The organism is Micromonospora sp. MW-13 (assembly GCF_003434305.1).
GTDB lineage: Bacteria > Actinomycetota > Actinomycetes > Mycobacteriales > Micromonosporaceae > Micromonospora.
The window spans coordinates 20,098-41,318 of the sequence record NZ_QKKX01000016.1 but is presented as its reverse complement, the minus strand read 5'-3'; the positions used below and the strand labels follow the sequence as shown (position 1 = coordinate 41,318).

At 72.0% G+C, this 21,221-nt stretch carries 23 protein-coding genes, 1 tRNA gene and 1 riboswitch; of the genes, 13 read left to right on the top strand and 11 right to left on the bottom strand.

Annotated features, from left to right (window positions below):
• Positions 1 to 14: 14 nt before the first annotated feature.
• A complete protein-coding gene (locus tag C5N14_RS11355; protein WP_243639450.1) occupies positions 15 to 1,034 on the top strand; it encodes a C40 family peptidase in 1,020 nt (339 codons plus the stop codon).
• Between the two features lie 162 nt (positions 1,035 to 1,196).
• On the opposite strand, the gene C5N14_RS11350 is transcribed toward C5N14_RS11355, so the two are convergent.
• Positions 1,197 to 3,188 carry an N-acetylmuramoyl-L-alanine amidase gene (locus C5N14_RS11350; RefSeq protein ID WP_117668055.1) on the bottom strand — a complete coding sequence of 664 codons (1,992 nt, stop codon included), beginning with the start codon at positions 3,186 to 3,188 and terminating at the stop codon, positions 1,197 to 1,199.
• Between the two features lie 212 nt (positions 3,189 to 3,400).
• Positions 3,401 to 3,541: riboswitch (cyclic di-AMP (ydaO/yuaA leader) on the top strand.
• 66 nt (positions 3,542 to 3,607) lie between these two features.
• Between C5N14_RS11350 and C5N14_RS11345 the strand changes: the two genes are divergently transcribed.
• Entirely contained in the window at positions 3,608 to 4,594 is a 987-nt protein-coding gene (locus tag C5N14_RS11345) for an NlpC/P60 family protein (protein WP_243639448.1), read from the top strand.
• 55 nt (positions 4,595 to 4,649) lie between these two features.
• On the opposite strand, the gene dcd is transcribed toward C5N14_RS11345, so the two are convergent.
• Complete coding sequence (gene dcd, locus C5N14_RS11340; RefSeq protein WP_117668115.1) at positions 4,650 to 5,228, bottom strand: dCTP deaminase; 579 nt, start codon at positions 5,226 to 5,228, stop codon at positions 4,650 to 4,652.
• Positions 5,229 to 5,327: 99 nt separating this feature from the next.
• On the opposite strand from dcd, the gene C5N14_RS11335 reads away from it, so the two are divergent.
• Positions 5,328 to 5,885: a pyridoxamine 5'-phosphate oxidase family protein gene (locus tag C5N14_RS11335; RefSeq protein WP_117668053.1), complete on the top strand. Its 558-nt coding sequence runs from the start codon at positions 5,328 to 5,330 to the stop codon at positions 5,883 to 5,885.
• A gap of 70 nt (positions 5,886 to 5,955) precedes the next feature.
• On the opposite strand, the gene C5N14_RS11330 is transcribed toward C5N14_RS11335, so the two are convergent.
• Entirely contained in the window at positions 5,956 to 6,939 is a 984-nt protein-coding gene (locus tag C5N14_RS11330; protein WP_117668052.1) for a zinc metalloprotease, read from the bottom strand.
• Between the two features lie 287 nt (positions 6,940 to 7,226).
• On the opposite strand from C5N14_RS11330, the gene C5N14_RS11325 reads away from it, so the two are divergent.
• The 3 genes from C5N14_RS11325 (at position 7,227) to C5N14_RS11315 (ending at position 8,711) form a co-directional block, all read left to right on the top strand.
• Positions 7,227 to 7,300 (top strand) — tRNA-Gly (locus C5N14_RS11325).
• Between the two features lie 348 nt (positions 7,301 to 7,648).
• On the top strand, positions 7,649 to 7,969 hold the full coding sequence (locus C5N14_RS11320; protein WP_243639446.1) for a hypothetical protein: 321 nt from the start codon (positions 7,649 to 7,651) through the stop codon (positions 7,967 to 7,969).
• A gap of 487 nt (positions 7,970 to 8,456) precedes the next feature.
• A complete protein-coding gene (locus C5N14_RS11315) occupies positions 8,457 to 8,711 on the top strand; it encodes an e9imm peptide (protein WP_243639445.1) in 255 nt (84 codons plus the stop codon).
• On the opposite strand, the gene C5N14_RS11310 is transcribed toward C5N14_RS11315, so the two are convergent.
• Positions 8,663 to 9,574 carry an inositol monophosphatase family protein gene (locus C5N14_RS11310; protein WP_117668050.1) on the bottom strand — a complete coding sequence of 304 codons (912 nt, stop codon included), beginning with the start codon at positions 9,572 to 9,574 and terminating at the stop codon, positions 8,663 to 8,665. The two genes, C5N14_RS11315 and C5N14_RS11310, sit on opposite strands and share 49 nt — an antisense overlap.
• A 285-nt stretch (positions 9,575 to 9,859) precedes the next feature.
• On the opposite strand from C5N14_RS11310, the gene C5N14_RS11305 reads away from it, so the two are divergent.
• A complete protein-coding gene (locus C5N14_RS11305) occupies positions 9,860 to 10,726 on the top strand; it encodes an SDR family oxidoreductase (protein WP_117668049.1) in 867 nt (288 codons plus the stop codon).
• Between the two features lie 132 nt (positions 10,727 to 10,858).
• On the opposite strand, the gene C5N14_RS11300 is transcribed toward C5N14_RS11305, so the two are convergent.
• Entirely contained in the window at positions 10,859 to 11,416 is a 558-nt protein-coding gene (locus tag C5N14_RS11300; protein WP_243639442.1) for a class I SAM-dependent methyltransferase family protein, read from the bottom strand.
• 77 nt (positions 11,417 to 11,493) lie between these two features.
• Positions 11,494 to 11,970 (bottom strand): GNAT family N-acetyltransferase, encoded by a 477-nt coding sequence (locus tag C5N14_RS11295; RefSeq protein ID WP_117668047.1) that lies wholly within the window; start codon positions 11,968 to 11,970, stop codon positions 11,494 to 11,496.
• A gap of 247 nt (positions 11,971 to 12,217) precedes the next feature.
• Here C5N14_RS11295 and C5N14_RS11290 point away from each other — a divergent pair, with 247 nt between their 5' ends.
• Positions 12,218 to 13,108 (top strand): LLM class flavin-dependent oxidoreductase, encoded by an 891-nt coding sequence (locus C5N14_RS11290; protein ID WP_117668046.1) that lies wholly within the window; start codon positions 12,218 to 12,220, stop codon positions 13,106 to 13,108.
• A gap of 103 nt (positions 13,109 to 13,211) precedes the next feature.
• Here C5N14_RS11290 and C5N14_RS11285 read toward each other — a convergent pair whose 3' ends face one another.
• The 3 genes from C5N14_RS11285 to C5N14_RS11275 form a co-directional block, all read right to left on the bottom strand.
• Positions 13,212 to 13,625 carry an ASCH domain-containing protein gene (locus tag C5N14_RS11285; protein ID WP_117668045.1) on the bottom strand — a complete coding sequence of 138 codons (414 nt, stop codon included), beginning with the start codon at positions 13,623 to 13,625 and terminating at the stop codon, positions 13,212 to 13,214.
• A gap of 66 nt (positions 13,626 to 13,691) precedes the next feature.
• Positions 13,692 to 14,003 carry a hypothetical protein gene (locus C5N14_RS11280; protein ID WP_207892699.1) on the bottom strand — a complete coding sequence of 104 codons (312 nt, stop codon included), beginning with the start codon at positions 14,001 to 14,003 and terminating at the stop codon, positions 13,692 to 13,694.
• Between the two features lie 149 nt (positions 14,004 to 14,152).
• Positions 14,153 to 14,701, bottom strand: coding sequence for a phosphoribosyltransferase family protein (locus C5N14_RS11275; protein WP_117668113.1), 549 nt, complete (start codon positions 14,699 to 14,701; stop codon positions 14,153 to 14,155).
• 209 nt (positions 14,702 to 14,910) lie between these two features.
• Here C5N14_RS11275 and C5N14_RS11270 point away from each other — a divergent pair, with 209 nt between their 5' ends.
• From C5N14_RS11270 to C5N14_RS11255, 4 genes are all read left to right on the top strand, one after another.
• Positions 14,911 to 15,564, top strand: a complete 654-nt coding sequence (locus C5N14_RS11270) for a septal ring lytic transglycosylase RlpA family protein (RefSeq protein ID WP_117668044.1) — start codon at positions 14,911 to 14,913, stop codon at positions 15,562 to 15,564.
• Positions 15,565 to 15,685: 121 nt separating this feature from the next.
• On the top strand, positions 15,686 to 16,813 hold the full coding sequence (locus C5N14_RS11265) for a PP2C family protein-serine/threonine phosphatase (protein ID WP_117668043.1): 1,128 nt from the start codon (positions 15,686 to 15,688) through the stop codon (positions 16,811 to 16,813).
• A 244-nt stretch (positions 16,814 to 17,057) separates the two neighbouring features.
• On the top strand, positions 17,058 to 18,914 hold the full coding sequence (locus tag C5N14_RS11260; protein WP_117668042.1) for an acyl-CoA dehydrogenase: 1,857 nt from the start codon (positions 17,058 to 17,060) through the stop codon (positions 18,912 to 18,914).
• A 203-nt stretch (positions 18,915 to 19,117) separates the two neighbouring features.
• A complete protein-coding gene (locus C5N14_RS11255) occupies positions 19,118 to 19,387 on the top strand; it encodes a DUF6458 family protein (RefSeq protein ID WP_043961115.1) in 270 nt (89 codons plus the stop codon).
• Positions 19,388 to 19,467: 80 nt separating this feature from the next.
• On the opposite strand, the gene C5N14_RS11250 is transcribed toward C5N14_RS11255, so the two are convergent.
• Positions 19,468 to 19,998, bottom strand: a complete 531-nt coding sequence (locus C5N14_RS11250) for a histidine phosphatase family protein (RefSeq protein WP_117668041.1) — start codon at positions 19,996 to 19,998, stop codon at positions 19,468 to 19,470.
• 115 nt (positions 19,999 to 20,113) lie between these two features.
• Between C5N14_RS11250 and C5N14_RS11245 the strand changes: the two genes are divergently transcribed.
• Positions 20,114 to 20,401: a DUF6458 family protein gene (locus tag C5N14_RS11245; protein ID WP_117668040.1), complete on the top strand. Its 288-nt coding sequence runs from the start codon at positions 20,114 to 20,116 to the stop codon at positions 20,399 to 20,401.
• Positions 20,402 to 20,495: 94 nt separating this feature from the next.
• Here the strand turns inward: C5N14_RS11245 and C5N14_RS11240 are convergent, their stop codons facing one another.
• Complete coding sequence (locus C5N14_RS11240) at positions 20,496 to 21,173, bottom strand: hemolysin III family protein (protein WP_117668039.1); 678 nt, start codon at positions 21,171 to 21,173, stop codon at positions 20,496 to 20,498.
• Positions 21,174 to 21,221: the final 48 nt, after the last annotated feature.

Sequence of the window (21,221 nt, the reverse complement as noted above, 5' to 3'; positions counted from 1 at the left end):
TTGCGAAGGAGTCGGTGCCGGTGGCAACCATGCCCCCCCATCGTCATGTCCTGGGCCGGTCACCTGCTCGTCCGGGTGGCGCCCGCCGATTCGTACGCCGTTTACTCACCCTGGTCGCGGCGGTCGCCATGGGGGTCGGAACGCTGACCGCGCCCGCGTACGCCGAGCCCTCGGTCGACGAGATCGAGGCGCAGATCGACAAGCAGTGGGAGCAGCTCGAACCCACCATCGAGCAGTACAACAAGGTGCGCTCCCAGCTCAAGGTGAACAAGCAGAAGTCGGCGGAGCTGGAGAAGAAGATCGAGCCGCTCGCGCTCGAGACCGAGCTGGCGATGAACCGGGTCGGCGACCTCGCCGCCCGCTACTACATCTCCGGCCCGTCGCAGGACCTCGGCGCGCTGCTGGTCAGCACCAAGCCGGGGACGCTCGCCGAGCAGCTCACCATGCTGGACCGGCTGGCCTCGGAGGAGCGCCGTCAGTTGCAGGGCGTGCTCGCCGTCCGGGCCAAGTACGACGGGCAGAAGCTGAAGCTGGACACGCTGATCGTCGCCCAGGAGAAGCAGACCAAGGAGTTGGCGGCCAAGAAGACGCAGATCAACACCGAGATCAAGCGGTTGCAGTCGTCGATGCCGAAGACCGTGGTGCCCGCCGCCAACGGCTGCCCGACGATCAAGGGCGTGGTCAGCTCGGCCGCCCGTACCGCGATCAAGACCGCCTGCGCCCAGGTCGGCGACCCGTACGTCTGGGGGGCGACCGGCCCGAACTCGTTCGACTGCTCCGGCCTGACCCAGTACGCGTACCGGGCGGCCGGGATCTCGCTGACCCACTTCACCGGCGCGCAGTGGAACGAGGGCCGAGCCATCCCGCGCTCGGAGGCCCGCCCCGGTGACCTGGTGTTCTTCTTCAGCGACCTGCACCACGTCGGCCTGTACCTGGGCAACGACCTGATGGTGCACGCGCCCCGGGCCGGCAAGCCGGTCAACGTGAGCAGCATCAACACCATGCCGGTCGCCGGCTTCCGCCGACCCGGCTGACGCCGCGCGCGGCCCCGGTCCGGGCCGCGCAGCCGGTATCCCGGCGCGGTCCCCGCGAAGGCCGCCCGGACCCGGTGCCGCGCGAGCCGCGGTACCTGAGCACCGTCCACGCGAAGGCCCCCGGTCACCCGACCGGGGGCCTTCGTCGTGCCGTGGGGACCGTCAGCGGGGCGCGCCCAGCGGGGACGGCACCAGGTCCACGTCGGCGCGGTCGACGTACATGATCCGGTGGCCGAACTGGATCTGCACGTACTGCTTCTCACCCCGGATCACCGTCCAGTCACCGGGGGCCGAGCCGTCGAACGTGGCGGCCCGGTAGTACTCGCCGGGCAGCACGTTGCCGACGGCGTACCGCTGGCCGGCGGAGAGGGTGTACTGCAACGGCGAGATCGGCTGGTACGGCACGCCTGCCGGGTACGCCGCCTCCTCCGGGTACGCCCGGCCGTACACCGGGATCGTTGCCTTCCCGGCCTTCGGGGTGGCCACCAGGCCGACGGTCCACGCCGCGGTGGGCGCCGACGCCGGGTTGTGGAACCACGCCTTCTGCCCGAGGTACCAGATCGCCGTCCAGTCGCCCTCACGGCCGGCCAGGGCGTACGTCTGCCCGGACGAGGCGCGGGCGCCGTGGTCGGAGACGGCCATCGTGGCCGGCGAGCCGTCCGGACGCAGGGCGATGTCGTTGACCAGCGGCGCGTCGGCGCGCGGCGCGGCACGCAGCACCACCGCCGAGGAGCCGCGCGAGGGGCACGGCACGCCCGCCGTCACACAGCCGGTGAACGCCGGCCGGTTGGTGGCGAAGTCCGGGTCGATCCGCACCATGCCGGTCAGCGGGGTGCCGGTGTTGAGCTCCGGCGCGCGCAGCAGGTCGAAGTAGTGCGACCAGTCCCAGTACGGGCCCGGGTCCCAGTGCATGCCCCGCACGTTCGCCGCGACGGTGCCGGGGACGTTGTCGTGGCCGATGATGTGCTGCCGGTCCAGTGGGACGCCGTACCGCAGCGCGAGGTACCGGACCAGCTTCGACGAGGTGCGGTACATCGCCTCGGTGTACCAGGTGCCCTGGGCGGCGAAGCCCTCGTGCTCCAGCCCGATCGACTTGGCGTTGACGTACCAGTTGCCGGCGTGCCAGGCCACGTCCTTGGTCTTCACGTGCTGGGCGATGTGCCCGTCCACCGAGCGCAGCGTGTAGTGCCAGCTCACGTAGGTCGGGTCCTGGACCATGTTGACCGTGCCCGCGTAGCTGCCCTCGGTGTCGTGGATGAGGATGTACTCGACCTTCTGCCGCTTCGGCCGGTCGGACAGGTCGTGGTTGCCGTAGTCGCCGGGGTCGGCACCGAGCGACTGGTACGGCGCGGGGATCCACTCGCAGGAGATGGTCGACGGGCACTCCAGGCCGTCGGGGCGCTCCGGCAGGCGCAGGCCGAGCCGGTCCAGCCAGGACTTCTCCGGGGTCACCGCGCGGGCGGCGAGGGTCACCCGCTGCCCGTCGTCGGTCACCCGGCTCTCGCCCTCGGCGATGGTGCCGAAGACCTCGTCGGCGAAGGCCGCCGCCGCGTCGGCGCCGTCCGCGCCGGCGTACCGGGCCACCGCGCCGTACCAGGCCGCCGGGTCGGTGCCGGCCCCGACCGGGGCCCCGATCTGCCGCTGGTACGACGCGAGCAGCGCCGCCCCGCCCCGGATGTTCGCCGACGCGTCGGTGCGCAGGGTCGCCTCGTCGGCCCCGGTGAGGGTGGCGGCGGCGTCCAGGGTCTGCAACGACGCCGCGGTCGGGGCCTCGTCGACCGGGGGCCGGGCGGCGGCGGGGGCCGGGCGGGAGTCGTCCCCGCGCGGGTCCTCGTCGCCGGAGTCGTGGTGGGTGCCGGCGGGCAGGCCGGTCACGTACTCGGCGTCGGTGAGGTGCATCGGCCCGTAGCCCCCGCTGGTGCTGGGGGTGCCGGCGTTGGTGTCCCACCGGGACTGTAGGTAGGAGACGCCGAGCAGGACGCTCTCCGGCACGCCGTACTCGGCGGCGGCGTCGGCGTACTGCTGCTGGCGGTCGGGGGTCTGGCCGGCCGCGGCCGGGGAGGCCGCGGTACCGAGGGGCACGAGGGCCGTGGTGGCGGCCACGGCGGCACCGAGCAGGATCCGTCTGCTCGACGACACGACGGAACGGGGCATCGAACCTCCTGAGTGGATGTTGATGAGGTCACCCTCCCGCCGTCGTCCCCCCGCGTCAATACCTTTCCACGAAGCGCCTTGATGTGAAGGAAACTTCCGTATCGTGGCACGGTACGTCGTGTCACGGCCCGGCGGGTTGCGGATCGATAACGGCGATCTCTACTCTGGTCAATCGTCGACCGGAAGCTGCACCGCCCAGCCGGGGCGGTGACGGTCCGACACCGCCGAGTCGCCTCCGGGCGAGCCGGGGACCCAGGTACGCCGGGGTGAATCCGCAGCGCCGCTGCGGTAGGGCGCTCTCCCTTCCCGCCCGAACCCGTCAGCTAACCCGGTAGGCGGTCAGGGAAGAAGGAGAACGGAGCCCGGTGGCACACCATGCCCCGCGGCACCCGTCACGCCGGTCGGCACAGGCCGACCGCATGCCGGCTGCGCCGCGCCCACGCTGGTCACGCTTCACCACCGCCCTCGCCGCTCTGGCCGGCATCGCCGTCGTCCTGACCGGCACCGCGACCGCGGCCCACGCCGATCCCTCGGTCGCCGAGATCGAGCGGCAGATCGACCAGGACTGGAACAAGCTCGAACCGCTCATCGAGCGGCACAACGCCACCCGCCAGGACCTCGCCCGCAAGCGCCGGCAGGCCGACGCGCTCGCCAAGCAGATCGGGCCGCTGCAACGCCGGGTCGACGAGGCGATGGACAAGGTCAGCGGCCTCGCCGTCGAGGCGTACAAGAGTGAGAACCTCTCGGCGGTGAACGCGCTGCTCGGCAGCCGCTCGCCCGATCAGATGATGGCGCAGTTGGAACTGCTCGACCAGTTCGCCGAGCGCCAGCAGCGCGACGTCCGGGCGGTGATCGACCTCCGCGACGAACTGGACGCGAAGAAGAAGCCGCTGGACGAGATGGTCACCCAGCTCGCCCGCGTCGAGGCGCAGCTCGCCGCCAAGCGCAAGCAGATCAACACCGAGATCGACCGGCTCCAGAAGCTGCGGCTCAAGGTGTACGGCAACGGTGGCGGCGGCCCGCTGCGGCCCGCCCCCTGCCCGGCTGCCTACCCGGGCGGCGGCGCGGGGGTCGCGGTGAAGTTCGCCTGCGCCCAGATCGGCAAGCCCTACGTCTGGGGTGCCGAGGGCCCCAACTCGTACGACTGCTCAGGCCTGATGCTCGCTGCCTGGGCGAAGGCCGGCGTGTCGCTGCCGCACAACGCGGCCCAGCAGCGGTCGGTGACCGCCCGGGTGAGCCGCGCCGACCTGCGCCCCGGCGACCTCGTCTTCTACTACGCCGACCTGCACCACGTCGGCATGTACGTCGGCGGCGGGTGGGTGGTGCACGCCTCCCGGGCCGGCGAGCCGGTCAAGATGAAGCGGGTCGACGACGGTCAGATCAACAGTTACGGACGCCCCGGCTGAGCGGAAGGGGCCCGTTCCGACGACGGGACGGGCCCCGTCCGCCGCGCCTGCGGCGTCAGCGGGTGGGCCAGGTGCGCCAGTTCCGCCAGGAGCGGCTCGGGGTCGGGCCGCGCTGGCCCTGGTACCGCGAGCCGTACACCGCCGACCCGTACGGGTGCTCGGCCGGCGAGGAGAGCCGGAAGATGCAGAGCTGACCGATCTTCATGCCCGGCCAGAGCGTGATCGGCAGGTTCGCCACGTTGGACAGCTCCAGCGTGACGTGGCCGGAGAAGCCCGGGTCGATGAACCCGGCCGTGGAGTGGGTGAGCAGCCCGAGCCGGCCCAGGCTCGACTTGCCCTCCAGCCGGCCCGCGAGCTGGTCGCCGAGCGAGATCACCTCCAGCGTCGAGGCGAGCACGAACTCGCCCGGGTGCAGCACGAACGGCTCGCCGTCGGGCACCTCGATCATGGAGGTCAGGTCGTCCTGCTGCACCGACGGGTCGATGTGCGTGTAGAGATGGTTGTTGAAGACCCGGAAGAGCTTGTCCAGGCGTACGTCGATGCTCGACGGCTGCACCAGGGTGGGCTCGAACGGCTCCAGCGCGAGCGTGCCAGCCTTCAGCTCGCTGACGAGATCGCGGTCGGAGAGCAGCATCGCCACACCATAGCGACCCTGCTCGGCGGGCCTGTCATCGCCTGCGGCGTCCGGCGTGCCGCGCTCGCCTGTCGTACACGTGTTCGATAGAATGTCCACATGGCTTCCTGGTCCGAATTCGCCGCTGACGAGCCACGACTCGCCGGCGGGATCCGCCTCCTCATGCAGCAGTACGGGCCGGGCTTCGGCTACCTGGCCACCGTCCGCGCCGACGGCGGGCCCCGGGTGCACCCGGTCTCCCCGGTGATCACCGACGACGGCCTCTTCTGCTTCATCGTCGACTCGCCGAAGCGGCGCGACCTCGAACGCGACGGCCGCTACGCGCTGCACTCCTTCCCGCCGGAGGACAGCGACGACGAGGCGTACGTGGCGGGGCACGCGTGGCCGGTGACCGACCAGGCCCGAATGGCCCGGCTCGCCGAGTTGGGGCGGGCCGCCCCGCAGGTGGACTGGCGGCTGTTCGAGTTCACCGTCGACGTGGCGATGCTCGCCCGGCACGGCCAGGGCGGCGTCGTCTTCCCCGGCGAGGGCCCGGGGCGGCCGGCCGTGCAGGTGTGGCTCGACCCCCGGGCCGGCGGCGCTGGCGGCACCCCGGCGGGCGTACCGGATCAGGGGCCGGCCCGGCACGCCCACGGCGCCCACCGCGCGGCGGCCTGACCCCCCGACGACCGGTGCCGGCCCCGTCGGAGGACGGAGCCGGCACCGGAGGGCCAGGAACAGGGGTACGTCAGGCCGCGCGGTACGCGTTCCACGCGGTCAGCATCCGGCTCGCCTGCCCGGTGGTGAACTGGTGCATGCACGAGTCGTAGGTGTAGTCCATGAAGTTGGTGATCGGGTCCAGGCCGGTGGCGGTGCAGGTGTCCCGCCCGGTCGGGCACTGGTACGCCGGCGAGGCCTCCGCCGGGGTGTCGCTCACGCCGTCGCCCGAGCCGGAGCAGCCACCCTGGAAGGTGTGGTAAAGGTTCAGCCAGTGGCCGATCTCGTGGGTGCCGGTGTCGCCCTGGTTGTAGTTGGTGGCGGTGCCGCCCGGCAGCGACTCGCTCAGCACGACGACGCCGTCCATCTTGTCCAGCGCCTTCTTCGGGAAGGTCGCCCAGCCGAGCAGGCCGTCGCTCAGCTCGCCGAGGTACATGTTCAGGGTGTTCTTGCCGCCCTCACGCAGCGAGGTCTTCATCGAGCGCTCGGCCGACGAGCCCGACACGATCGGGTACCACGCCGGGTTGGTGACCCGGTTGATCTTCTGGAGCTGGAAGCTGAAGGCGGTCGCCGCGCCGCCGGTGGCACCGCTGTAGGCCTGGTTCAGCACGGTGATCTGCGAGGTGATCAGCGAGTCCGGGATGTTGCCGCCGGCCCGGGTGCTGTTCTCCTGGATGACGTGCACGACGACCGGGACGGTGACGGTGGCGAGCGTGCCGGCACCGGCGCCGGCCCGGTAGTTGGCCCGCTCGCGCAGGGCGCTCGACAGGTCGGCCTCGCGCTCGCGGACCTGCGCGACGGTCAGCTCGTTGGGTTCGTGCTTGGCGTGCGCGCCGGCCTTGACCCGGGCGTCGGAGTGCACGTCGGCCGGCTCGGCGCAGCTCTCCGCAGGGGCGGCGGAGAAGGCCGATGCCGCCGGAACGACGCCCACGGCGGCGGTGCTGAGCAGGAGCGCGAGGGTCGTCGACGCGACGCCGGCGGTACGCCGGGTCAGCAGGTTGGGACGGAGTCCCATGGGCCCACCTCTTTCTGGCGGCGCGACAGGGGGTGTGTCGCGCCATGGCTGGAACGTGCGCCAGACGTTACAACTGATCGAGGGATTTGAGAATGGCTATATATTGCCTACGTGGAACTTCTACGGTCCATCGGTGGGCCGGGGATCGCGGGGCGACGGTGAGGGCGGCCACGGACCGGATGGCGGTGAGGGCGGCGGCGCCGGCCCGGCGCGGCTGCCGGTCGGTGGCGCGCGATGGGGGTACCTGGATGCACCCGGTGACGCCGTCGGGTACAGTGGTGCCGCCTGCGGGTGTAGTTCAATGGCAGAACATCAGCTTCCCAAGCTGACAGTGCGGGTTCGATTCCCGTCACCCGCTCCACCACGAAGGCCCTGGTCAGGACGCGAGTCCTAGCCGGGGCCTTCGATGTTTCCGGGGTGCGCGCGCGGCGAAGTGTTCCCACTGCCGCAGGTCGTGACTGCCGCAGGTCGTGGAAGTGCAACCCCGAGACGCCGAGCTTCTTGACCGCCGCCGGCCAGCCGATGACCTTGTTCAGGTTGCCGCGCCCCATGGGTGTCTTCGTCGGGAGGCGCGGGCGATGGCCCTGGGTGCTCCTGGCGATTGCCCTGACCCCGCGCGCCCTCTGAACGGGTGCGCGGGGCGATTGCGGCCGTCAGTTGTGTGAGACCTCTATGTCGTCGGCCTCCACGCGCCGCCTACGCTGTCGCGGTGGACGCGGGCAGGGTGTGGCGGCTGTACCACCGGGGCGAGTTGATCGGCGAGATCGACGAGCAGAGCCGTGACTTCCCGTGGACGTACGGACGGTTCCGTCCGCAGCCGGGGTTCGAGCCGCTACGTCCGCTCTTCGCCGCGTGGAACGCCGCCGTCGACGCGGAGGACGACGAGGCCATGGAACGGGCCTACGACGCCGTACGGGCCGCCGTCACGATGACCCACCCGGACGGCCGCCAGGTGGCCGAGTTCCTGCTGAGCATCGAGGACGACGAGGCCGGATTCCGGTGGCATGACGAGCCCTTCGAGGACGGGTAGCGCCGGGCCTTCCATTCTCGTCACCCGCCCCGCACACGAAGGCCCTGGTCAGGACGTGAGTCCCGAGCCAGGGCCTTCAGCTTTCGTTGACCAGGAACCGCCCCGTGCCTCCCGTGTGCAGTCAGCGGGGGTGGTGGGCGAACAGGCGACAGGGCCCAGTGATGGCCCGTCAGGCCAGCGGCATCCACGTGGAGGACCGTCGAGATCGGCCCGCAGGCGGGGCAGTTCGCCGACGAACGGCTTTGCCTCGACCTGGTAGTTGCCGGAGCGGACCAGCCGGACGGGGTTCTTGGCCAGCGGGATGCGCTGCGAGTGCAGGGCGGTCACCGAGGGGTCGATGGTCTCCCTCAACGGGCTCCCGGTCGCCCCGGCCGATCAGGGCGGGCCCGGCTGCCGCAGCGGCCACGACGGCCCCGGTATGGGGGCTTAAGCGTCCGTGCGTAGGCAGGATCCGCATCCCCGAGGACGCTCGCCTACGCTGCGCGGCATGGATCAGAGCCTGCCGCCGAAGCTCACCCGGGATGAGGCCATCGTCCTCGTTGAGCGGATCATGAGTCTCGGCTACGCGGACGACGACGAGCTCAACGGCCTACTGGATCAGCTCGAACGTGACCTCGTCTGCCCGGACGTCGCTGAAATGATCTTCTCGGTCCCCGAACTGACGGCTGCTGAGGTCGTTGACCGGGCCATCGCCTACGAGCCGATCGAGATGAGGTCCGGGCCGTGGACGGAGCTGTCGTAGGTGACGTCGCCGCCAGCTGAGCCGGTAGTTCCGTCGAGAGCCAGCCGAACCTGGGTGGCTCCTGCTTCCGGCGGGAACTGGTTGTCGACCAGCGTCAGCAGGGCCGCGTGGGTCTGACGATCCGCCGCCACGACGAGCCCGCCGACGCCGGTGTGCAACGGTTGCCCCTCGATGCCGGTCACCACACATCCTGCGGCCTGGCACAGGGCGATCCCGCTGGCGAAGTGCACGCTGTCCCGCAGGTCACCGTCGGTGACATAGGCGGCCCGCCGGCCGGCGGCGACCCAGGCGACCGCCAGGGTGGTGGAGACCACGCGCGGACGGAAGCGCTCGACGAACCCGGGGTCGGCGAGCAGCCGCGCCGCCTGGAACCGGGGAGCGTTCGGAAACGGCGGATCGAGGTTGACATCCACCAACCGTGACTCGGCGGAGGGCTTGAGCGGCTCGTCCACACCGTCGCGGCGTACGTAGGCGTGAGTGCCGTCGGTCCAGAACACCTCGTCCGTGAACGGGTCGGCCGAGGCCGCCACGGTGATCTTCGCATCGGCCCGCAGCGCGACGTTCACCGCGACCAGCATGTTGCGTACGGCGTAGTTGAGCGTGCCGCACAGGGGGTCGACCAGCCACTCGCGCGCGGCGCTGTCGGCACCTGTGCGTCCACTCTCCTCACCCGTCACGGCATCCCCCGGCCGCGCGGAGCGGAGGACATCGAGGATCGCGTTCTCCGCCTCGATGTCGGCCGAGGTGGCGAAGTCACCCCCGGACTTCTCCAGGCGGGTCAGGGCGGCTCCGTACCTGGCCCGGACGACAACGGCTCCCGCTTGCGTGGCCGCGATCGCCACGTCCTCGTCTCTGCCCGGCATTAGCGCAGGGTACCGGCCCGCGACGGGTCGAGTCCCGCCCGACCAGATGGGGGCGGGGACTCCCGCTGCCAACTGCGTCACGCAGAGCGGAAATCAATGCCGAAACAATTCTTCCGCATTCGTACGTGCAGATCTGAGAGTGAACATGAACAATGTGTTCGCGTTTGCCTGATCGCCACTTCCTGGATAAAGATGAGTGGACCTCAGGCGCCCCCCGTACCGGCCGGCGCGCGGCGGCCGTTCGACGCACGCTGATGGTTTCGGCATCGAGGAGAGGGGAATTCCGTGACGATCTTGGTGACCGGTGCAACCGGGAACGTGGGGCGGCTCGTGGTGGAGCGACTGGTCGAGGCGGGAGAGCGGGTGCGGGCACTGACCCGTGCCCCGCAGTCGGCCAGCTTTCCCGCCGGTGTGGAGGTGCTGGCCGGCGACCTCCACGATCCGTCGACCTTGGACGCCGCCTTCAGGGGCGTCGACCGCACGTACCTCTTCCCGGTCGCCCGAACCGCGCGCGAGGTGGTCGCTCGCGCGGCCCGAGCGGGGGTGCGGCGCATCGTGGTGCTCTCCGCCGGTGCGGTCACCAGCGGTGCCGACACCGACTTCCATCTCCCCGTGGAACGGGCGGTCGAGGAGTCGGGCCTGGAATGGACGCACGTGCGCCCGGGCGAGTTCATGCTGAACAAGGTCTGGCTGTGGGGGCCGTCCATCCGTGCCGAGAGCGTGGTCCGGGAACCCTTTCCCGACGCGGTGTGGTGCCCGGTGCACGAGCGCGACATCGCCGAGGTCGCGGCCGAGGCGCTGGTCAGGGACGGGCACCAGGGCCGGGCGTACGACCTGAACGGGCCGGAGCCGATCACCCGGCGAAACCAGGTGCGGGCCATCGCCTCCGCGATCGGTCGTGACATCCGGATGGATGTGGTGACCCCCGAGCAGGCGCGGGTGGCCTACCGGGAGCAGGGCGGCTTCGCCGCCGACAATGCCGACTTCCTGCTCGGCTTCGAGGACTACTCGGGCAACGAATCGGACCCGGAGCTACTCAAGAGGCTGGACCTCGGCGCGTTGGGACCGCTGCCCACCTCGGAGGCGGTCACCGGCCGCCCGGCGCGGACGTTCGACCAGTGGGCACGCGAACACGCGGCGGACTTCCGTTGATACCGCCCCCGTCGTGCGGTTGGGAAGTGTGGGTGGACGTCAACTCCATGTCAGTGACATGGCGGTGTTGAGTGGCAGGTATACCGCTTTGTCACAGACCTGGAGTTGACCAGGCTGGCTGGCGGACCCCGGTCAGCGGACGAACGTGAACAGCACCCCGGAGGCGTCGAGCGGGCGGGGCGTGCCGGCGAACCGGTGCACGCCGACAGCGAAGAGCACCCCGTCCGGGGCGTGGAACGCCCGCTCCACGAAGCCGGCGGCCCGTAACCAGCCGCGTAGCGCCGGGGTCAGGTCGGGGGATTTCCGGGTGCGCGTCCAGATGACCGTGGCACCCGTCGCGCAGAGCTGCGGCAGGGTGGCCACGGTCCGGCGTACGTCATCCTCGGTGACGTTGCCGAAAATGCCGGCCATCAGTACCAGGTCGGCCGGCACCGCCCCCGCGTACGACGAGAGCCGCCCCGCGTCCGCCCGCTCGACCAGGATGTTCGCGAGGCCAGCCTGTGCGGCGGCGGCGCGGGCGGCGGTCACGTTGCCCGCGTCGTACTCCAGCAGCGTCGCGCGGACCCGGTGCGCGTCGGCCCGCCCGGCGAGCACGCCGACGAGGTCGTGCCCCTGTCCCGCGCAGGCGCTGACCACCGTCAGCCGCTCGTCGGGGCGCTCGTCCAGCCACGTGGCGATCTCCCGTCGCACGAGGCGCAACCGGCGCGACAGGGGTGATCCTTCGTCAGCATAGGGCTCATGCCACGCCTGCCAGTCGGTCCGGGACATCATCCCGTTACGTCGTTCGGAGCCCAGCGGAGGGTCATGTCGGGCAGGTGCTCCATGTTCTGGCTGCCGTCGCTGGTGTCCAGGACCGTGAAGCCGTGACGCTCGTAGAAGGCACGGGCGTCGGTGTTCTGCTGGAAGACGTGCAGCAACACCTCGTCGGGGCTGTGCCGTCTGACTTCGTCGAGCAGTAGCGTGCCGACGCCCTGACGGCGGGCGTCCGGCCGCAGGTAGAGGTGTTCGAGCACGTTGCCCCCGAGAGCGGCGTAGCCGAGGACCACCGCGTCGCGCACCGCCACCCAGATGCGGCACTCCTTGAGCAGAACATCCTCGACCCAACGGGTCACCTGCGCGGGACTGCGTTTCTGCGGAGGGAGATACGGCATGGTCGCCGCCCGGGAGGCCAGATGGATACGCGCGATCACCGTCGCGTCCGCCGCGTCGGCGAGCCGGATCTCCGCCCTGGTGTCGTCACCCACCCGGTGAACCTAGGGGCCGGCGAGCTTCCGATCCACCGGATAACCGTCGCCCGGCTCGCGGTCCGCGGCCGGTCGCTGGTCCCGGTGTTCGCCGGCGACAGGTACCGCCACACCCGCAACGCGGAGGAACCGAGGCCCGGGCGGGCGGGTCAGCCGGTCACCGAACCGGACACCCTGGACGACGGGACGGTCCCGCGATTGGCGACCAGACGCCGGACGGAGCCCGGTAGCCCGTACGCTGGCGATCATGCGGATTGGCGTCGTGATTCTTCCCGACCAGCGCTGGTCGGACTCGCAGCGCCGGTGGCGGCAGGCGGAGGAGTGGGGCTTCGACCACGCCTGGACGTACGACCACCTGGGCTGGCGGGACCTGGTCGACGGGCCGTGGTTCGACTCGATGACGACGCTGACCGCCGCCGCGACCGTGACCTCCCGGATCCGGCTCGGCACCCTGGTCGCCTCGCCCAACTTCCGGCACCCGGCGGCGTTCGCCCGGCAGATCACCGCCCTCGACGACGTCTCCGCCGGCCGGTTCCTGCTCGGCCTCGGCGTGGGCGGCATCGGATTCGACTCGGCCGTGCTGGGCGGCGAGACGCTGCCGCCGCGCCAGCGCGTCGACCGGCTCGCCGAGTTCGCCGAGCTGCTCGATTTGATCCTGCGGGAGGACGGGACGACGTGGCGCGGCGAGTGGTTCGCCGCCGTGGACGCCCGGAACAACCCCGGCTGCGTGCAGCGCCCCCGGGTGCCGTTCGTGATGGCCGCCAACGGCCCCCGCTCGATGCGGCTGGTGGCCCGGTTCGGGGAGGGCTGGGTGACCACCGGCGCGGGCGGTGACGACCTGGACGCCTGGTGGGGGACCGTGGCCGACCTCGCCGCCCGGATGGACCGGACGCTGGCCGAGGCCGGCCGCGACCCGGCCACCCTGGACCGCTACCTCTCCCTCGACTCCGCCCCGGTCTTCTCGCTGAGCAGCGCGGACTTCCTCGCCCAGCAGGTCGGGCGGGCCGCCGCCCTGGGCTTCACCGACGTGGTCACGCACTGGCCGAGGGCCAGTAGCTGGTACGTGGGCGACGAGGCCGTCCTGGCGGACGCGGCCACCCGCCTGCTGCCCGAGCTGCGCCGCCTCGCCCCCGCCTGACCGCCCCACCGCTCCCGCCTGGCCGCTGCGCCGCCCTGACGGTGCGGCTCCGGCGGTGGTGCGCAGGAGACCTCCCGAGCGTCAGCAGGGGCCTTCGTGTGCCTCAGGTGGCGGTGCCGCCCTCGGTCGAGACGAGCCGGAACCGGATGCAGACGACCTGGGTGTCGTCGGTGACGGGGGTGCCGACCCGGGCCCAGTAGGCGGCATGTCCGGCCCGCCACTCCTCGACGGACCGGTCGCCCTCGCCCTCCGAGCGGGCGAAGTCCCAGGAGACGTCGGCGAAGCGAACCACCTCGACGCCGGTCACCTCGACGACCCCGACCAGCGCGTCGTGGTCGTCCACGAGAGCCAGCCGTTCGCCGGCCCGCTCCAGCTCCTCGCCCTCCTCGGCGTACTCGTCGGTCAGGCCGGCGGTCGCCGTCTTGACCCCGGGGAGCACCAGGGCGTTGAGTCGCGCCCGCAGCTCGCCGGGAGTGCCGAGGGCGAGGGAGCGCAGTCCACCGATGCGAGGCCACATCCTGCCGAGGATACGCAGGCCCGCCGCCCGCCGCCGCCCGGTTCCGCCGCCGTCGGACCTCGGCGGTCAGAGGAGTTGCCCGGCGTACCCGGCCGAGGTCAGCACCCGTTCGTCGCCGGTCGCCGCGTGCGCGTCGAGCACCGCGTCGGCGAGTTTCACCACGTGCTCGTCGCCGTGCCGGGCCGCCCGGGCGAAGACCTCCGCCGGGGTGGCGGGGGCCACGGCCGGGGGCACCACGCCGGCCGTGGAGGCGTACCCGGCGGTCACCGCCGCCGTCGCGGACCAGGCCGCGGCGAGACTCGGCGTCCAGAGCCCGGCGTCCAGCGCCGGCAGGGTACGCAGCACCGCCGTCGGCGCGGTCACCGCGTGCACCAGCATGACGGGCTCCGCGTGCCCGTACCGGAGGTAGTCCAGGCAGGCCCGGCGTACCAGTTCGGCGAGCGCTCGCTCGGCCTCGGCCGGGGTCCGCGCGGGGCGCAGCGCCGCGAGCGAGGCCTCCCAGCCCGGTACAGGTCAACAGTCGCCGCTCAGCCCAGCTTGGCGGCGTCGAGCAGGCCGCGTACCCGCAGCTCGGCGGCGAGGACGGGCGGGCAGTCGACGACCACGGCGGACGTGCCGAGGACCTCGGCTCCCCGGGTCGCGCAGATCGCGTACAGGGCGTGGAGCTGGGCGCCGGTGGCCACCCAGTCGTCGACCACCAGCACCCGGTCCCCGGGGCCCAGGTGCCGGTCCCGGACGCCCAGCTCGACCCGGCGGCCCCGGAAGTCCGGCGGGCTGTGTGCCCAGGTGGTCGCCCCGGCGGGCAGTCGCCCGTCGGTCGCCTTGTGCGCCGGCACGAAGCCCACCCCGAGCGCGGTGGCGGCGAGCGGGCCGAGCAGCAGACCGGTGACGGCCGGGGCGAGCACCACGGTCGGCCGGGCGGCCCGGAACGGCGCGACCAGGGCCGGCCCCAGCTCCGCCAGCACGGCCGGGTCCCGCCACCAGCCGGAGACGTCGCTGACCAGGTGGCTGCTCTCCGGACCGGGATCGATCCACCGGAACAGCTCGACGAGACGTTCGCTCAGCTCAGCGGGCATGCCGACCATCCTGCGGCATCCCGGCGACCCGCCGGGGACCGGTCGTGGGGCGGGTCGCGGCGGGGCCGAGCGGGCCACCTCGCCTCGGATGATCGGCTACACGTATGCGAGCAAATGCCAACATAGCACCATGATCACGTTGACTTCGGAAGTGCTTCTCTCGCTACGGTCCGGGCCGGTTTGTTCAGCGACGACGAAAGGACGGGCCGGTGGCTGGTAGGCACTCCCGTACCCGCATGTTCTCCACGCCGGCCGGCATCGCGGCCACCGCGGCCGTCGGCGTCGCGCTCGCCGTCGGTGGGACCGTCGGCGCCGTCCAACTCGCCTCCGGTGAGCCGGCGGACTCCACGCCGGCCCTCGTCGACGCCCCGGCGAGCAGCCTCGCCGACATCCCCACCGTGTCGGCCTCGCCGTCGGCGTCGCCGAGCGCGAGCCTGTCGCCCAGCGCCAGCCCCTCGCCCACGGTCACCGCCAGCCCGAAGGCGACCCGGAGCCAGGCCGCGTCGCGGAGCAAGGCCCGCACCGCCGCGCCGAAGCCGGCCGCCACGACGAAGAAGCCCGCCCCGACCAGCACCGTCGTCGACAGCGGCTCCTGTGGCGCGTCCTTCTACGACGAAGGCCAGCTCACGGCCAACGGGGAGACCTTCGATCCCGAGGCGCTGACCGCCGCGCACAAGACCCTGCCGTTCGACACCAGGGTCCGGGTGACCAATCCGGCGAACGGCAAGTCGGTCACCGTGCGGATCAACGACCGTGGCCCGTTCATCGCGGGCCGCTGCATCGACCTGTCCCGGGCCGCGTTCGCCACCATCGCCTCCGTCGACGTCGGCGCGCTCACGGTGAAGTACGAGGTCCTGGGCTGACGCGACGGCCCCGGCGGTGGGCGAGGCGGCCGTTACCCGTCGGTCCGGCGCCACGGACCGGCCGGCCAGAACATCCTCGGACGACGGGCCAGGTTCATTCACCGGTCCACGTCGATCAGGCATGCTGTCCCTCGTACGCACGCATGCCTTCCAGTCGGGCCGCGGCCCGCTGAGCCCCGGATCCCGCGCCGGCCTCGGCGCGGCCCTTGCCCTGCTCGCGATCATCTCCGGGGTGGAGCTGGCGGACGGGCGCCCGGCCCACTACGTCGCCCTGATGGTCGCCGCGCCCTTCCTCGCCGCCGTGTTCGCCTCCTGGCGGGTGGTGCTCGGGGTGGGCGCCGCCGCCACCGCGATCGGGTCCACCTTCGCCCTGATGGAGCCGACGACGTCGCTGGTGACCGCGGTCAACGTGGCCGGCATCGCGCTGGCCACCACAATCGCAGGGGCGGTGGCAGCCGTCCGGGAGCGGCAGGCCGAGCAGATCGCCGAGCTGTCCAAACTGGCGGCGGTGGCCCAGCAGGCGGTGCTGCGTCCACTCGGCCCGCAGGTGGGCACCCTGGCGGTGGCCGGGCGCTACATCTCCTCCACGGCGACCGCCGAGATCGGCGGCGACCTGTACGAGGCGATCGACACCCCGTACGGCGTCCGCATGATCATCGGTGACGTCCGGGGCAAGGGGCTGGACGCCGTCCGGTTGGCCAGCATCGTGCTCGGCTCGTACCGGCACGTGGCGTACGAGCGGGCCGACCTGCGGGCCGTGGTGACCGACCTGGACCGGGCGGTGGCCCGCAACGTCGGCGACGAGGACTTCGTCACCGCCGCGCTGGTCGAGGAGCGGGGCGGGACGCTCACCATCGTCAACTGCGGCCACCCGGCACCGTTGCTGCTGCGCCGGGGCGCGGTGATCCCCCTCGAACCGCCGGCCCCCGCCCCGCCGCTGGGCTTCATGCCGGTCGTCCGCCCCCGGGTCGAGCGCCTGGAGCCGGGCGACCGCCTGCTGCTGTTCACCGACGGTCTCGGCGAGGCCCGCCGGGACGGCGAGTTCTTCCCGACCGCCGACCGGGCCTGGCGGCTGCTCGGCCACGGCACGGTCGGCGACGGCCTGGCCTCGCTGGAGACCGCACTGGTCGAGTGGGTGCACGGCCGGCTCGACGACGACATCGCCCTGGTCCTGATGGAGTACGCGGGCCCGAGCAGCGTGGCGACCGCCCCGGTGCCGAGCTGGGAGGTCGGCGCCGCCGACGGCTGACGGCGACGGCCCCGCCCCGCCACCCACGCGCCCCCGTGCCAGGAAAGGGCACGATTTCGTCACTCGGCACCCGGCTGCGGTGCCCCGACGGCCGCTGACCTGCCGCTTCGTTGGCCCGGCGACCGTCGAAACGCGGGTGTGTAATGGCTGTCACTTCCGCGATCGGCTTGTCGCTTCCTACCGGCGGGTAATACAGTCTCAGTTACTGATCGGTAACACCTGTCCGGAAGCGGGGCCAGCGAGCATGACCCACTACAAGAGCAACCTTCGGGACCTCGAGTTCAACCTGTTCGAGGTCTTCGGGGCGGACCGGGCGTTCGGCCAGGAGCCGTACTCGGATCTCGACGTCGACACCGCGCGTAGCTTCCTCGCCGAGGTGGACCGCCTGGCCCGCGATGACCTGGCCGCCAGCTACACGGACAGTGACCGGAACCCGCCGGTCTTCGACCCGGCCACGCACACCGCCCCGCTGCCGGAGTCGTTCAAGAAGTCGTACCAGGCCTTCATGGACTCGGAGTTCTGGCGGCTGGACCTCCCGCCGGCGCTGGGCGGCACCAACGCCCCGCGCGCCCTCTGGTGGTCGCTCGCCGAGCTGGTGCTCGGCGCGAACGCCCCGGTCTGGATGTACGCCTCCGGCCCGTCGTTCGCGCACGTGCTGCACGTCGAGGGCACCGAGCGGCAGCAGGGGTGGGCCAAGCTCTTCATCGAGAAGCAGTGGGGCTCCACGATGGTGCTCACCGAGCCGGACGCGGGCTCGGACGTGGGCGCCGGCCGCACCCGCGCCGTCCCGCAGCCGGACGGCTCGTGGCACATCGAGGGCGTGAAGCGCTTCATCACCTCCGGCGAGCACGACCTGAGCGACAACATCGTGCACTACGTGCTGGCCCGCCCGGTCGGCGTCGAGGGCGTCGGCGGCCCGGGCACCAAGGGGCTGTCGCTGTTCGTCGTGCCGAAGTACCACTTCGACGAGCACACCGGCGAGCTGGGCGAGCGTAACGGCGTCTACGCCACCAACGTCGAGCACAAGATGGGCATTCAGGTCTCCAACACCTGCGAGATGACCTTCGGCGAGCACGGTGTGCCGGCGAAGGGCTGGCTGTTGGGCGACCGGCACGACGGCATCCGGCAGATGTTCATGATCATCGAGTACGCCCGGATGATGGTCGGCACCAAGGCGATCGCCACCCTCTCCACCGGCTACCTCAACGCCCTCGAGTACGCGAAGAACCGCGTGCAGGGCGCCGACCTGATCCAGCAGGCCGACAAGACCGCGCCCCGGGTCACCATCACCCAGCACCCAGACGTGCGCCGCTCGCTGATGCTGCAGAAGTCGTACGCCGAGGGCCTGCGCGCCCTGGTCTGCTACACCGCCACCTGGCAGGACCAGGTCGCCATCGCCGAGGCGGCCGGCGACGAGAAGGCGACGAAGATCGCCAAGCGGGTCAACGACCTGCTGCTGCCGCTGGTCAAGGGCGTCGGCTCGGAGCGGGCGTACGAGATGCTCGGCCACGAGGCGCTCCAGACTTTCGGCGGGTCCGGCTTCCTCCGGGACTACCCGCTGGAGCAGTACGTCCGGGATGCCAAGATCGACACCCTGTACGAGGGCACCACGGCGATCCAGAGCCTCGACCTGATCTTCCGGAAGATCGTCCGGGACAACGGCAAGGCCCTGACGACTGTGGCCGCCGAGATCCAGGAGTTCATCACCTCCGAGGGCGGCAACGGCCAGCTCAAGCAGGAGCGGCAGGCGCTCGGCAAGGCGCTCGCCGAGATCCAGACCATCCTCGGCGTGCTCACCGGCTGGCTGGGCGAGGCGCAGGCCGGCGACCCCCGGGCGCTCTACAAGGTCGGCCTGAGCAGCCGGCGGTTCCTGCTGGCGATCGGCGACCTGGTCGTCGGCTGGCTGCTCCAGCGGCAGGCCGACGTGGCCCTGCGTGCCCTGAACGGCGAGCTGTCCGCCAAGGACAAGGCGTTCTACACCGGCAAGGTGGCCGCCGCGAAGTTCTTCGCCCGCGAGGTGCTGCCCCGCCTCGGCGCGGACCGGCGGATCATCGAGAACACCGACCTGGACGTGATGGACCTCCCGGAGGAGGCCTTCTGAGTCAGGGCGGTACCCAGGCACCGACCGGCGGCCGGCGAGCGGACAGCTCACCGGCCGCCGCCGTGTCGCCGCCGTGCCGGTCCGGGCGACCCGTACCGCTATCGCCGGCCCTGTCCCGGGTAGTTGCCGGCACGGGCGGGTAACCCTGGCCCGGACGTAGTCAGTGAACGCCCAGAGCCACCGCACGTGGGGGTGCAGCGCACATGGGCATTGGTAGCGGAATCTTCCTGATCGCCATCGGCGCGATCCTGACCTTCGCCATCCGGGCGAACGTCTGGTGGGTGGACCTGCGCGCGGTCGGCTGGGTGTTCATCCTGGCCGGGTTGGCCGTGCTGCTCACCACGCTCTGGTTCTGGCAGGACCGGCGCAAGCGGGCGCGCACCCTGATCGTGGAGGAGAACCGGCTGTCGCATCCGACCGCGATGATGCCGCCTCCGCCCGATCCGCCGCCGCCCACGGCTCCGCCGTCCTGAGTGAGCCCGTGAGCAGGGGCCCCGGTCGCACCGGGGCCCCTGCCACGCGTCCCGCCCCGTTGCCACCGCCCGCCGCGCGTTCAGCCCCGCGCGGTGTGGCGGGCGGTGATGGCGGCGTGGCGCAGGTCGGCCCAGGGCAGCCGGGTGCGGTGCACCACGAGGTCGGTGGTGCGCAGGCCCTGCTGGTCCGCCCGCTCCGGGTCGAGGAGCGCCGAGAGCAGCGAGACGCCCGGGTTGTGGGCGACCAGCAGCACCGTCGTCGCCTCCGCCGGCACCGACCGGACCAGGGCCAGCAGCTCCGCCGGGTGCGCCTCGTACGCGCCCGGCTCGTAGCGCACCGCCGGGGCGGAGCCGGCCGGCCCGGCCTCGTCCGACGAGCCGGACAGGCCCTGCACCACCCCGTGCCAGGTCTGCCGGTTGCGCCTGGCGGTCGAACAGAGCACCACGTCGGGCAGCAGTCCGTGCCGGGCCAGCCAGGCGCCGGCGGCGGCAGCGTCGGCGTGCCCCCGCGCGGTCAACCGCCGGTCGGAGTCCGCGCCGTCGCCCGGCGGTTCCGCCTTGGCGTGCCGTAGCAGCACCAGCGTCCGTTCCGTACCCGCGGCGTCCGTCATGGACCCAGCTTGCCCGATTGGCGGGTGGAGTGCCGGGGTATGTCGATGGATGCCGCAACCTCATCCATGGCCGCGGCGGGTAGCAGCGCCAGCTGATAGCCAAGGAGGCGACGAAATGGGCATTGGGGCCAGCATCTTCCTCATCGCACTGGGTGCGATCTTCGCGTTCGCCGTGCAGGCCGACCTGGGGTGGCTCAACCTCGGGGTAGTCGGCTGGGTGCTGATGCTCGCCGGGGTCGTCGGCCTGCTAACCACCCTCTACTTCTGGAACCGGGGCCGGCGGACCGTGGTGGCCACCCCGGTCCGGGAGAACCGGATCGTGGCCGACCGGGGCGTGCCGGTGCAGGGCGAGCCGGTGGTGCAGGAGTACCGCGAGGTGCGCCGCCCGGGCCGGACAGTCTGACGTACGACCCGGCCGCCCCCGGCCGGCGACCCGCCTGCGGACCGGCGGTGGGCGCCGGTCGTGCGGGCCTCGGTCGGGCGGGCGGCGCGGCGGCTCAGGCGAACAGGGCGAAGTAGATCGCGATGTGGTGGCAGATCGCGGCCACCAGCGTGCAGGCGTGGAAGAACTCGTGGTGGCCGAAGACGGTGGGCCACGGGTTGGGGCGGCGCAGCGCGTAGAAGACCGCGCCGACGCTGTAGATCGCCCCGCCGACGGCGAGCAGCACCAGCGCCGTCATCCCGCCGGAGCGCAGGATCTGCGGCAGCATCGCCACCGCGACCCAACCGAGCGCCAGGTAGAGCGGGGCGGAGACCCAGCGCGGCGCGTGCGGCCAGATCAGTTTCACCGCCACCCCGCCCAGCGCGCCGCCCCAGACCAGGGCGAGCATGGTGGTCGCGTGCCGGACGTCCAGCAGCAGGACGCAGAACGGCGTGTACGTGCCGGCGATGAACACGAAGATCATCGAATGGTCCATCCGGCGCATGATCTGGTACCCGCGCTCCGACCACACCCGGCGGTGGTAGAGCGCGCTGGTGCCGAACAGCCCGCAGACGGTCAGGCTGTAGACCAGGCAGCTCACCAGCGGGGCCCAGCCGGGCCGGCTGGCCGCGATGGAGCAGAGCACGATGCCGCAGACGAGCGCGACGAAGAACGCGTAGGTGTGCAGCCAGCCCCGCATCCGGGGCTTTCCGATGTCGACCGGCTTGAGTCGAAGCGGGGCGGAGGTCGTCACACACCTAGGTTACGGCACCGTAGGTTACCTGCAAGTAGTGCCGCCGGT